This is a genomic window from Bradyrhizobium sp. McL0615 (assembly GCF_049993905.1).
In the GTDB taxonomy this organism is placed as follows: domain Bacteria; phylum Pseudomonadota; class Alphaproteobacteria; order Rhizobiales; family Xanthobacteraceae; genus Bradyrhizobium.
The window spans coordinates 3,977,105-3,989,576 of sequence record NZ_CP188254.1 but is presented as its reverse complement, the minus strand read 5'-3'; the positions used below and the strand labels follow the sequence as shown (position 1 = coordinate 3,989,576).

Annotated in this window: 11 protein-coding genes and 1 pseudogene; 9 read left to right on the top strand and 3 right to left on the bottom strand. The window is 62.3% G+C overall.

Annotation, left to right across the window (positions count from 1 at the left end):
* Positions 1-3: 3 nt before the first annotated feature.
* Positions 4-624, bottom strand: coding sequence for a ParB-like protein (locus ACPPVP_RS18790; RefSeq protein ID WP_426536890.1), 621 nt, complete (start codon positions 622-624; stop codon positions 4-6).
* A 281-nt stretch (positions 625-905) separates the two neighbouring features.
* Here ACPPVP_RS18790 and ACPPVP_RS18785 point away from each other — a divergent pair, with 281 nt between their 5' ends.
* Both ACPPVP_RS18785 and ACPPVP_RS18780 read left to right on the top strand, forming a co-directional pair.
* A complete protein-coding gene (locus ACPPVP_RS18785; protein WP_426537931.1) occupies positions 906-1,286 on the top strand; it encodes a hypothetical protein in 381 nt (126 codons plus the stop codon).
* Positions 1,287-2,289: 1,003 nt separating this feature from the next.
* Positions 2,290-3,249 carry an alpha/beta hydrolase gene (locus ACPPVP_RS18780; RefSeq protein WP_426536888.1) on the top strand — a complete coding sequence of 320 codons (960 nt, stop codon included), beginning with the start codon at positions 2,290-2,292 and terminating at the stop codon, positions 3,247-3,249.
* 145 nt (positions 3,250-3,394) lie between these two features.
* Here ACPPVP_RS18780 and ACPPVP_RS18775 read toward each other — a convergent pair.
* Positions 3,395-3,694, bottom strand: a pseudogene (locus ACPPVP_RS18775) (hypothetical protein); the annotation flags it as partial.
* Positions 3,695-4,120: 426 nt separating this feature from the next.
* Here ACPPVP_RS18775 and ACPPVP_RS18770 point away from each other — a divergent pair.
* Entirely contained in the window at positions 4,121-4,474 is a 354-nt protein-coding gene (locus ACPPVP_RS18770; protein WP_426536886.1) for a nuclear transport factor 2 family protein, read from the top strand.
* Between the two features lie 163 nt (positions 4,475-4,637).
* Here ACPPVP_RS18770 and ACPPVP_RS18765 read toward each other — a convergent pair whose 3' ends face one another.
* On the bottom strand, positions 4,638-5,105 hold the full coding sequence (locus ACPPVP_RS18765; protein ID WP_426536884.1) for a MarR family winged helix-turn-helix transcriptional regulator: 468 nt from the start codon (positions 5,103-5,105) through the stop codon (positions 4,638-4,640).
* 106 nt (positions 5,106-5,211) lie between these two features.
* On the opposite strand from ACPPVP_RS18765, the gene ACPPVP_RS18760 reads away from it, so the two are divergent.
* The 6 genes from ACPPVP_RS18760 to ACPPVP_RS18735 all read left to right on the top strand — a co-directional run bounded on the left by ACPPVP_RS18760 (position 5,212) and on the right by ACPPVP_RS18735 (position 12,154).
* Complete coding sequence (locus ACPPVP_RS18760; RefSeq protein WP_426536882.1) at positions 5,212-7,137, top strand: FAD-binding monooxygenase; 1,926 nt, start codon at positions 5,212-5,214, stop codon at positions 7,135-7,137.
* Between the two features lie 670 nt (positions 7,138-7,807).
* Positions 7,808-8,101 (top strand): acyl carrier protein, encoded by a 294-nt coding sequence (locus tag ACPPVP_RS18755; RefSeq protein ID WP_426536880.1) that lies wholly within the window; start codon positions 7,808-7,810, stop codon positions 8,099-8,101.
* Between the two features lie 111 nt (positions 8,102-8,212).
* Entirely contained in the window at positions 8,213-8,686 is a 474-nt protein-coding gene (locus tag ACPPVP_RS18750) for a 3-hydroxyacyl-ACP dehydratase FabZ family protein (RefSeq protein ID WP_426536878.1), read from the top strand.
* A complete protein-coding gene (locus ACPPVP_RS18745) occupies positions 8,679-9,881 on the top strand; it encodes a beta-ketoacyl-ACP synthase (protein WP_426536876.1) in 1,203 nt (400 codons plus the stop codon). The genes ACPPVP_RS18750 and ACPPVP_RS18745 overlap by 8 nt, the downstream gene beginning before the upstream one ends.
* A gap of 39 nt (positions 9,882-9,920) precedes the next feature.
* Positions 9,921-11,198: a beta-ketoacyl-ACP synthase gene (locus ACPPVP_RS18740; RefSeq protein ID WP_426536874.1), complete on the top strand. Its 1,278-nt coding sequence runs from the start codon at positions 9,921-9,923 to the stop codon at positions 11,196-11,198.
* 20 nt (positions 11,199-11,218) lie between these two features.
* Entirely contained in the window at positions 11,219-12,154 is a 936-nt protein-coding gene (locus ACPPVP_RS18735) for a lipid A biosynthesis lauroyl acyltransferase (protein ID WP_426536872.1), read from the top strand.
* Positions 12,155-12,472 lie beyond the last annotated feature (318 nt).

Here is a 12,472-nt window from a genome sequence, read left to right as displayed (position 1 = left end):
CGCTTAATCGAGGGGTCCGCACCAGCCTGGCAGATAGACCGCGTCCTTGCTCCTGGCGAAGCCGAGCGCCTTTTCCATCGCCTTGTCGAAATTCTCCTCCACGCTTTTACGCGAGATTTTGCGGCGCAGAAAATCCGCCCACAGGAATTCGCTGAACGGGGTGATGTCCTTTGCAAAGCCGCCGATGCGGCGCAATTCCCCGGCCAGGCTGCGGAACGGATCATCCTTGAGCCCGGACACCGATTTCGGAAGATCCTTGAAGGCCCGGCGTTCGCCCTTGGCGTCATAGGGATAGGCCCATCGCTTGTGGTCCATCACCGTCCAGAACGCCTCGCGCTCGACCATGGTGAGATCGCCGATCACCGTGACCAGGACACTCTCGACACCCTCATCATGCAGTGCACGCGCCAAATGATGATGGTCGACGACGTAATGGTGCGCGTCCGGTCCGAGCACGACCGGGATCATGTGCTTGCCGAGCAGTTCGGCGCGTTTCCTTTCCGACTTGTGCTCCCGCCAGCGCTCGCGCTTCTCCTTGACCTCTCGCAGGCCGACCGTCATCTGGGTCGGACGCAGTGACAGGATCGGAATCGGCTTGAGAATCGGGTCGCGCGTGTTGGCCATGGTTTGCCCCTCTGCTTATTCCTCGTGCCCAAGCCGGCGAATTGCCCTTGGACGAAGTTTACTATGCGTCGATGGTGCGAGCCCTCAAATGGTCGCGACCCGGCTTGGCGGCAGGCATACCAGACTGCCAGAAGGCCTGACGCCACGGGCTTTCGATCGACGCAGCAGGTTCCATTAGACATTGCGCGGGTGGATGGCAGCCCCGCATCTGGCAAGATTTGATGTTGGAAGCGCTGCCGCCGTGCTATGAAAGGTTCAGGATTTTTTGCGGATCGGCGGCAGTGAAAACCCAGCGGCCCATTATTTCGGACGATGAGCACGTGGTGCTCAAGTTCCGGCCGCGCACCTCGGCCCACCCGCCGGGCGGAGCGGAAGAACCCGACCCGGCCAAGGCCCTGAACAGCAAAACCCTCGGCAGCAACAAGACCCCCAGCACGTTGCCGGCGGCGAGCGATCTGTCCCGCTACGAGCGGCCGCGCGACGAGGGCGACGATTTCCGTCATCGCATGCTCGCCAATGTCGCCGCGCTGGCGTTCACCGTGGCGCTGACCGCGATCGGTATCTGGCTTGCAGTCAGCATCGCCGATCTGCGCAAGACCCAGGACTGCGTGCTGATGGGCCGCCGCGACTGCGCGCGGATTTCGGTGACGCCGCAGGGGTAGTCTTCTGGTCCGACAGCAGCCACAGACCATTATTTCCTGTACATGCGGGGTATCCAGCACGCTGCGGCCTATCCACGTCATTGCGAGCGAAGCGAAGCAATCCATGGCGCGGCATAACGAAAGAATGGATTGCTTCGCTTCGCTCGCAATGACGGGTGGAGACATTTGCGACATAGATCCGCGTTCTCGCGACGCAAATTGCGTTCGAGGCTTGCTTAACAATTTCTCCCTCAACACAGAGGGAGCAGGGAATGCCGGGTGCTTGCTGCACCCGCGGTCTCGTGTGCAATGTGCACAAGGAAGTGCGCACACGAGCATACAGGTACAGCCGGAGCACGCCGGCATCCCCTGCGCAATGGTTTGACGGCTTATGCCGCGCTCTCCCTGGAGACGAATTCCTTTTGCCTCCATCGCTGCCGGCTTGATGACGGATCGATCCGGTCGGATCAGCTTCGCCACCGGCAGCTTGACATCAGCCACGGATGCCAGAACCACGCGGTTTTGCCGTACGCTTCAGCGCCGGTCATCTTGCGCGCCGTGTCCGCTCACGGATAACCGCCCTGCGAACACGCTTCGCGCCTGACGCTGCCTGCGTCCATCGCATCCCGTCCCGCGTTCGTGACGACGCGCGATCCGCCCCTCTTGTCGAGACGGGACGGCACGGAAATAACCGCTGATTTGGGGGCGAGGGAAAGCAGAATATTTTTGCGCGCAAGACTGGACGGGGCAAATCACGTTGAACTTGCTACGGAAAATCGCGCCATCGCGCACGCCCAACCGGCCCCTGGCACCCACCTGTGGGCACGCATCCCGGCTGCGACAGCACTGTACCGCGCGAACCGGGCGAGAATTAGATGCACCGCCGCCGGAATTCCCGTTACGTTGCGTTGGAAGCAAAACCAAGAACGTCAGGGAGGCACCGTTGAGAATTTCAATCGCGACAGCAGGCTTTTTTCTCGCAACGCTCATTTCGATTCCCGCGCTGGCACAGACGAGGACTCTGGTGACTGAAGAGATGATGGTGAAGACGGCCGATCCCGGCATCGAAATCTATGTCCGCAACAAACGTCCGGCTGACATGACCTCGTTCCGGCCGGAGCAGACCGTGCTCTACGTCCACGGCGCGACCTACCCTTCCGAGACGGCTTTCGACCTCAAGCTCGACGGCCTGTCCTGGATGGAATACATCGCGTCCCGCGGCTATGACGTGTGGCTTCTGGACCTGCGCGGCTACGGCAAGTCCACGCGGCCTGCCGAGATGGCCGACAAGCCGGAAGCAAATTCTCCCATCGTCACCGGCCAGACCGCGGTCAAGGACATCGGCACCGCCGTCGATTTCATCCTGCAGCGCCGCAACATTCCGCGCCTGAACTTGCTGGGCTGGTCGTGGGGCACGACGCTCATGGCGACCTACACCACGCAAAACGCCGCGAAGGTCGAACGTCTCGTTCTCTACGCACCGGCCTGGATCCGGCAAACGCCGTCACTGGTTCAGGCCGGTCCCGGCAAGCTTGCCGCGTACCGAATGGTCAATCGCGACCAGGCGAAGGAGCGTTGGTACACCGGCGTGCCGGAAGACAAGAAAGCCAGCCTCGTGCCCGCCGGCTGGTTCGACGCCTGGGCGGACGCGACGTTCGCGACTGATCCGGTCGGCGCCGCGATGACTCCGCCGGTGTTGCGCGCCCCCAACGGCGTCGTGCAGGACAGCGCCGACTTCTTCGGCGCCGGCAAGCCCTATTACGATCCCGCCAAGATCACCGTGCCGACCCTGCTGATCCACGCCGAATGGGACCGCGACACGCCGCCCTACATGGCGCAGGCCTTGTTTCCGCTGCTGGTGAACTCGCCGGGCAAACGCTACGTCGCGCTGGCCGAGGGAACGCACACCATCATCATGGAGCGAAATCGGCTGCAGCTGTTCGAGGCGGTGCAGGCGTTTCTCGATGAGGCGAAGCGGTCGTAAGGTGGATTAGCGATAGCGTAATCCGCCGCTTCGGCCTGGGCCGCGAATCCAAGATGCGGGGGCCCTATCAGCCGCATAGCTGGAAATCGCTACGTCGTATTATGCAAGAGGCCGCCCTTGGCGGCCTCTTTTCACTTAACGGTAGTCATGCCGCATGTGGATTTACGACCGCATATCCGCGTAGTGATCGCGCGTGTATCCTGGTTGCGTGACCGCCGGAGTTGGCGTCGTACGCCATCCACATATCGCCTTCGACATGCTGTTCCAGAACGAAGACATGCCCGCGTCGTGCTGCGACCATTCCCGGCGCTGGCGATGTTCGCGGAAATCGCAGCCAATTGGCCGCGAGATTTAACTCTGGCACGATACGACCGAACACACGAATAGAGGCCCCACAACCGCAAAAGGAATGAGGGCAACCTGCCGGACGACCGCCGATGGCGCGGCTCCCGGATTCGGCTGCTTCCCGCGGATAGCTGGAATTCCGTTGCACCGTCGCATGCTGCTCTACGCTCTGCTGTCCTTGGCCGTAAGAGTTGAAGGGAATGCGACGTGTTCGCGAAAGGAAAAGTCGCAAGGCATCGATATATTGCACTCCGAAGCTTGACCCATGATGCGGGAAGGACGCGCTTCTGAAGCGGTTGACACGAGGGCAATGAAAGCGAATGCAACAGGCACTTGTTTATACATAGAGGGCTCCGACTTACGAACCCGCCCCAAAATCAGAAGCCATTAAATGTTTGGCCAAAATGGGATCGCGCACGCGCCATTGTTCCCCTTTCGGAACTCCAGCTTTACGAACAGCATCTGAACGCCGGGTTCACAACGCGTTCATTCGACTTGCCGTAGTAGCGCCGCGGGAGGACTAGACATGATGAATGCTAGAGACCGTTTCGATGCAGTCGGTATCGTTGTTGATTGGATAGATGCCTGCAAGCAACGCCGCCTGGACACCTTGTTGGATCTTTATGATGATGCCGCTACCGTCGAATGTTGCGAAGGCGGCAACTTCAGCGGTCGATCCGAAATGGAGCGATATTGGCGGCCGCGGCTCGCCAAAGCAACGAGCGATGCGTTTGCTATCGACGCCTTGATGCCGGAGGGCGACGGCGTTTCAATTGACTATCGCGATTACGACGGGCGACCCATGAGGACGCATTTTCGATTCACTCAAGCTGGCAAAATCCGGCTCACGGCGTGTGAACCGATCAAGTTCGCCGCATAGGTTTAGTATGCGGGATCGCCGGATGCAAAAATTCGGATGTCAGGGCGCGAAGGGCGGATTAGCGACCGCGTCGTCCGTCGTTTCAACGAAGCCGTGAATTCAAGACGTCAAGCGCAGTGGCGTGGCGGATTACGCGGTCGCTAATTCGCTCTACTTTATTTCCTCACCGCAGCTCCGCGTCCCGCAACGGTGCGCGGCTCAGTTCGTTGCCGGCGGCGATGGCCTTGCGTAACAGTCGCGTCAGATCCGCTCCCTCCTTCGCAGTAAGCCCGCGCAGCATGGTCTGCTGGGCTGCCTCGACGGCCGGCGTGATTCCGCGCAGCGTTCGCTTTCCCAATTCCGTCACCTGCAACTCGCGGGCACGGCGGTCGCGGCTGGAGGGGTTACGCACCAAGAGACCCTTCTGCACCAGACGGTCGACTACGCCTGTGATGGTGGTTCGGTCATACGCGATCAGGCCGGCCAGCGTGACCTGATCGATTCCCGGGTTGGTCCTGATGGCCGCGAGCGCCGCGTATTGAACGGGCGTGAGGTCGAAACCGGCCTCCCCGACCTCGGCCAGGAACACCGCCACCGCAATCTGCTGGAAGCGGCGCGCCAGATGGCCGGGCATCTCGTCGTTGTCTCTCACCGAACGCTCCAAGGCAGAAGGGCATCTCTGGAATTGACGAGTATACTGATGATCAGTATACTGATCAATATCCAAATGACGGCCGGGAACGGGAGGAGCGGGTCTCATGCAGTTTCATCTGAACGGTTTTGAGCCGGGCGACCCCGAAATCGCCGATCCAGCCGAGCGGGTCTTGGCCTCGGGCACATCAGGATCGGTTCCGGAGGAAGTCGACGTCCTGATCGTCGGCTGCGGACCGGCGGGTCTGACGCTGGCGGCGCAGCTTTCGGCGTTTCCCGACATCAAGACCTGCATCGTCGAGCAAAAACCCAGCCGGCTGCTGCTCGGCCAGGCCGACGGCGTCGCCTGCCGCACGATGGAGATGTTCCACGCTTACGGTTTCAGCGAGCGCGTGCTGAAGGAGGCGCATTGGGTCAATGAAACCACGTTCTGGAAGCCGGACGACGGCAGGGCTGAAAACATCGTCCGCAGCGGCCGGGTTCAGGACGTCGAGGACGGGCTGTCGGAATTCCCGCATGTCATCCTGAACCAGGCGCGCGTGCATGATTGCTATCTCGATGTCATGCGCAAATCGGAGGCTCGCCTCGAGCCGTATTATTCGCGGCGCCTGCTCGACCTCACGACCTCGCCTGCAGCGCGCCTTGAAGACCATGCGGTGACCGTTAGCCTCGAGCGGAGCGATGCCGCGCATGAGGGCGAGGTCGAGACCGTCAAGGCGCGCTATGTCGTTGGCTGTGACGGGGCGCGCAGCACGGTGCGCAAATCGATAGGGCGGGAGCTGCGCGGCGATTCCGCCAATCATGCCTGGGGCGTCATGGACATCCTTGCCGTTACCGACTTTCCCGACATCCGCCTCAAGTCGCTGATCCAGTCGGCCAGCGACGGCAGCATCATCGTCATCCCGCGCGAAGGCGGCTATCTCGTCCGGCTCTATGTCGAGCTCACCAACCTCGACGCCGGCGAGCGGGTCGCCAACCGCAACATCACGTCGGATGATCTGATCGCGAAGGCGCGGCGGATTCTCCATCCGCATACGCTGGACGTGAAAGAGATTGCCTGGTGGTCGGTCTACGAGATCGGCCAGCGGCTGACCGACAAGTTCGACGACGTGCCGGCGGAAGAGGTCGGGGCGCGCCTGCCCCGCGTCTTCATCGCCGGCGACGCCTGCCACACCCACAGCCCGAAAGCGGGCCAGGGCATGAACGTCTCGATGCAGGACGCCTTCAATCTCGGATGGAAGCTCGCCTCCGTCCTGCGCCAGCGCAGCGCCCCGCAGCTCCTGCACAGCTATTCGGCGGAACGGCAGGCGGTTGCGAAGGAACTGATCGACTTCGACCGCGAATGGGCCGAAATCCTCGCTTCCGCCAAAGGCGACAACAAGGGCGCGGATGCTGCGGAAACCCAAGACTATTTCGTCCGGCACGGCCGCTATACCGCGGGAACGGCGACGCACTACCGCCCGTCCATCCTCACCGCCAAACCCGATCACCAGCACCTCGCCAAGGGCCTTTTGATCGGCACGCGCTTTCACTCGGCGCCGGTCATTCGACTCGCGGACGCCAAGCCGGTTCAGCTCGGCCACGTCGCCAAGGCCGACGGGCGCTTCCGGATCTTCGTCTTTGCAGGTAGAGGCGATCCCGCAGCCGCCAACTCTCCCGTTCGCTCGCTGTGCAACTTCCTGAGCGAGAGTTCCAAGTCGCCCGTGAGAAGGTACACGCCCGCGGGCGCCGATATCGATTCAGTGATCGATGTCCGTGCGGTGTTCCAGCAGGCGCATACGGAGCTCGCCATCGAGGCGATGCCCCCGCTCCTGCTCCCGCCGAAAGGACGCTACGGACTTTGCGACTACGAAAAGATGTTCTGCCCGGACCTCAAGGGCGGTCCCGACATCTTTGCGATGCGCGGCATCGATCGGGACAAAGGCTGCGCGGTGTTGGTGCGGCCGGATCAATATGTCGCGCATGTTCTGCCGCTCGATGGGCATTCCGAGCTGGCGGCCTATTTCGACGGCTTCATGTTGGGGGCGGGATAGAATGTAGACCGCATGAGCGCAGCGATATGCGGGATCAGGTAAACCGCGGCTCCGCATTTCGGAAGCAGTCATCCGATGTTAGACTACGGGTACACGTACAAGCCGAGACCGTCGATGACACGTCAAGAATTGATCGCAGAGTCTCGGCGTCGGTTACAAGCCGGTGAAGACGTAGAGACCATAATCAGATATCTGCGAGCATCCGGCTGCTCCAAAATAGATTCTATTGCGGTCCTCAGGGCCGCCTGCGACATCGGCCTGGCCAAAGCCAAGGAGATTGTGCACTTCAGCGCAACCTGGGCTGACCGGAAGACTTTAGACGAAAAGTTTCACGAAGACATTGTCGACACACTGACCAGCGAAAAGACGCGCCGATAGGAGTAGCCGCAACTGGCAAAGCGATGGGCGGGATCGACCAATCCCGGATGTCGCTTCGCTCATCCGGGCAACAGCGCCAGCCTTTCCGTTGACGCCCATGGCCGCCTCCCCGAATCCGCCATTTTCGCCCCTGAATCCAATGTGACAGGAATGGCCCGCCTCCATTGAACTCAGGGCCCTGCTCCGATATACGGGCACTCGACTCCGGCCAAGGGGGACAGGGCTTTCCGGGGCCGCGCCCCCGCCTCCTCAAGCCGTTCCGGATTATCTCCAATATATCAAAGGCTTAATGATGTCTTCCACATTCGATCAGATCGCCAACATTATCGCGGAGACCTGCGACATTCCGCGCGACACGATCAAGCCGGAGAGCCACGCCATCGACGATCTGGGAATCGACAGCCTCGACTTTCTCGACATCGCCTTTGCCATCGACAAGGCGTTCGGGATCAAGATGCCGCTCGAAAAATGGACCCAGGAAGTCAACGACGGCAAGGCCACGACCGAGCAGTATTTCGTGTTGCAAAATCTCGCCGAACGCATCGACGAACTGGTCGCCGCCAAGAATGCAGCGCCGGGCGCCTAGAGCCATTTCCGTTCCGATTGAATCGGAACGGGGCTCCAGATTCTTGGTTTGACGCGTTTTCTTGACGCGAACCGGCCTCCACTTCGCTGGAAAACGCTTTAGTCGCCCGCCATGAACCTTGATTACTTCACGCTGATCGACCGCATCGTCGACCTCAATCTCGACGCCAAGACGATTACGGTCGAGGCTCAGGTTCCGGCGTCGCATACCATCTTCGAAGGGCATTTTCCGGGTTTCCCGATCATGCCTGGCGTGCTGCTGACCGAAGCGATGGCGCAGAGCTCCGGCTGGCTGATACTCGGCGTCCTGAAGTTCGAGCGCATGCCGTTCCTGGCCATCGTGAAGGAAGCCAAGATGCGGGGTTTCGTCAGTCCCGGTCAGTTGCTGACGATCGAGGCGAAGCTTGAGCACGAGGGTTCCGGCTTTGCCGTCACCAAGGTCAAGGGACGCGTCGGCAAGGAGTTGAAGTGCAGCGCTGAATTAACCTTCGGCCTGGCCCCCTTCCCCGACCCCGCCCTGCGCGTGCATATGGACGCGAAGGCCAACGAGATCGGCTTCCCACTGCAGGCGATAACGCATGACTGAGTCCAAATCTCCGGCGGCGAAGGAAGTCTGGATCACAGGCATCGGCATCGTCTCCTCGCTTGGCGAGGGACTGGATGCGCATTGGGATGCGCTGAACGCGAAGAAAATCAACGTCGACGACAAGCGGTTTGCGCCCTACATCGTGCATCCGCTGGCGCCGGTGTCCTTTGACGCCCAGATCCCGAAAAAGGGCGACCAGCGCCAGATGGAAGCGTGGCAGCGCATCGGCACCTATGCCGCCGGGCTGGCGCTGGATTCGGCGGGCATCAAAGGCAACAAGGAAATCCTGGGGCGGACGGACATGATCGTGGCCGCCGGTGGCGGCGAGCGCGATCTGGCGGTCGACGAGGCGATCATGAACGCCGATGCCAAGGGCAATTCGAGCCCTGGATTCCTCAACGAACGGCTGATGAACGATCTGCGGCCGACGCTGTTTCTGGCCCAGCTCTCCAACCTGCTCGCCGGCAACATCGCCATCGTCCACGGCGTGTGCGGCACGTCGCGCACCTTCATGGGCGAGGAAGCCGCCTCGATCGACGCGGCGCGGATCGCGCTGGCCCGCATCGAGGCCGGGCAGAGCGAGATCGCGCTGGTCGGCGCCGCCCATAATGGCGAGCGCTCCGATCTGCTGGTCCTCTATGAATTCGGCGACTTCAATCTGAAAGAGACGTACGCTCCCGTATGGCAGCGCGAAGACAAGAGCGGTTTTGCGCTTGGCTCCGCGGGCTGCTTCCTGGTGCTGGAATCCCGTGAGCATGCCGAAGCCCGCGGCGCCAAGCCGTATGCAAAACTGACCAAGGTGGTCGCCGACCTCGCGCAGCGCAAGCAACCGGGCGCGGTGACCCGATCGCTGGAAGCGATGTGGCCGAAGCTTGGTGTCACCAGCGACAGCGGGAATCTGATCACGGGCGCGACCGGCGTCGAGCCGGTGACCTCGGAAGAAAAGGCGTTTTTGGGCCAACACCCCGGATTTGCGGTGCGCGCCACCGGAACCATGTTCGGCCATACACTGGAGACCCAGTTTCCGCTGGGGCTGGCGCTGGCCGCACTCTCGCTCTCCCGCGGCGCGCTGTTTCCGCCCAACGATCCGACCGGGCTCGAGGTTGAAAAGGCAGGTCAGCCGGACCAGATTGTGGTGGTGGGGGCTGGTCACTGGCAGGGCGAAGGCATGGCCCTGGTCGAGGCCGTCAAGTAGAGCGCGAGAGCGCATTCACGGCGCAACATCGGGGGAACCATGTCAGCACCATCGGATAAATTCGGCAGGCCGATCGTCGTCGTCACCGGCATGGGCGTGGTGACGTCGCTCGGCGCCGGCAAGCAGGACAATTGGCGCAAGCTGATCGCGGGCGAATCCGGCATCCGCACCGTGACGCGCTTTCCGATCGACGGACTGAAATCGACCATGGCCGGCACGGTCGATTTCGTCAGCGTCGATCCCGTCACCTCGACGGGATTGACCGAGCGGCTGGCCGAAATGGCTACCGAGGAAGCGCTCGAACAGGCTGCCATCGGCAGCAAAGCCGATTTCCCCGGACCGCTGTTCCTGGCGGTGGCGCCGGTCGAGGTCGAATGGCCGCAGCGGCTCGAGCTTGGGCGTGCGATCGGCAAGACCGAATTCGACTATGGCGACATGCTGCGCGTCAGCGGCGGCGGCCGGTTCGCAGCCTATCATCACCGGTTCATGTTCGGCTCGGTGGCGAGCCATCTGGCCGAAGCGTTCGGCACCAAGGGCTCGCCGATCTCGCTCTCCACAGCCTGCGCCTCCGGCGCGACCGCAATCCAGCTCGGCGTCGAGGCGATCCGCCGCGGCGACGCGGACGCCGCGCTTTGCGTGGGGACCGACGGCTCGGTCAATCCGGAAGCGCTGGTGCGGTTCTCGCTGCTGTCGGCATTGTCGACGCAGAACGATCCGCCGCAGGCTGCCTCAAAACCGTTCTCGAAGAACCGCGACGGATTCGTCATGGCCGAAGGCGCCGGCGCGATGGTGCTGGAAAGCTATGAGTCGGCGATCGCCCGCGGCGCAAAAATTCTCGGCGTGGTCGCCGGCTGCGGCGAGCTGACCGACTCGTTCCACCGCACACGCTCCAGCCCGGACGGCAAGCCGATCATCGGCTGCATGCGCAAGACGCTGGCCGATGCCGGTCTCGAGCCCGAACAGATCGACCACATCAACGCGCACGGCACCGCGACGCCGGAAAACGACAAGATGGAGTACAACACGACCGCCGTCGTGTTCGGCGAGCATCTGCCGAAGATCCCGGTGTCGTCGAACAAGTCGATGGTCGGACACACGATCTCGGCGGCCGGCGCGGTGGAAGCCGTGTTCTCGCTGCTGACGCTGGAACATCAGCGGATTCCGCCAACCATCAATTACGAGATTCCGGATCCGGCGATCCTGTTCGATGTGGTCGGCAACACCGCGCGCGACGCCAGGGTGACCGCCGTGATGTCGAATTCGTTCGGTTTCGGCGGGCAAAACGCCTCGCTGATCCTGACGCGCGAACCGGTCTAGCGGCCAGCTATCAGTAGACAATGAACCGCCTGCTCCTACGCACCAAGGCGCGCCTGCGCGACGCCGCAAAGCCCGTGGCCGAATTAGCCGTCGGCGCGCTGACGATCGCGCTGTTGCGCACCACGCGCTATTTCGATCCGGACAAGACCGCCAATTTCTTCGGCCGCGCCACGCGCTTCATCGGCCGCCGGCTGCGCGAGGACCGCATCGGGCGCGAAAATCTCACGGCCGCTTTCCCCGAGAAGTCGCCCGAAGAGATCGAAACCATTCTGGCCGGCGTCTGGGACAATCTCGGCCGCATCGGCGCCGAATTCGCCCATCTCGATCACATCTGGGACTACGACGTCGACCATCCGGACAAACCGAGCCGCGTCGAGTTCGGCGCGCGGACCAAGCAGATTTTCGATACCCTGCGCGACGACGGCAAGCCGGCGATTATTTTCGCCAGCCACCTCGGCAATTGGGAGATCCCGGCACTCGGCGCGGTCGCCCATGGGCTAGATTGCGCGATCCTGTTCCGCCGCCCCAACATCGAGTCCGCCGACCGCGCCATCGAACGGATCCGCGCCGTCAAAATGGGCACGCTGGTGCCGGCCGGCCGCGAGGCGCCGCTCAAGCTGGCGGAAGCGCTGCAGCGGGGCCAGCACGTCGCGATGCTGGTCGATCAGTACATGGGCAACGGCGTCGAGGTGACGTTCTTCGGCCGCAAGACCAAGGCCAATCCGACCCTGGCGCGGCTGTTGCGGCAGGTCGATTGCCCCGTGCACGGCGTGCGCATCATCCGCCTGCCCAACCACCGCTTCCGCGCCGAGCTGTCCGAAGAGGTCAAGCCGGTACGCGACGCCTCGGGGCAGATCGATATTCAAGGCACGATGCAGGCGGTGACCTCAGTGGTCGAAGGCTGGGTGCGGGAATATCCGGACCAGTGGCTGTGGCTGCATCGGCGATGGCGGTAGGTCCGCGCCGTCCCTCACCGTCATTGCGGGCGAAGCGAAGCATGGATTGCTTCGTCGCTTCGCTCCCGCAATGACGGAGTTCGCGATGCGCTGCCCGACATCCGGGGCCGGTGTCGTCGTCAGTTCCCGGATTTCGCTTCGCTCATCCGGGCTACAGGTGCTCCTACAGGTGCCGGCCTATCCGAACAGCAGGCCGAGGCTCCACGCCTTCAGCGCGACAGCCGATCCCAGGATGAAGACAATCTGCAGCAGCGTGCGCGTTGAAAAGAACGTGAGGATGTTGGTCATGTGATGCTCCCGGAGGGAGCTATAGGTGCT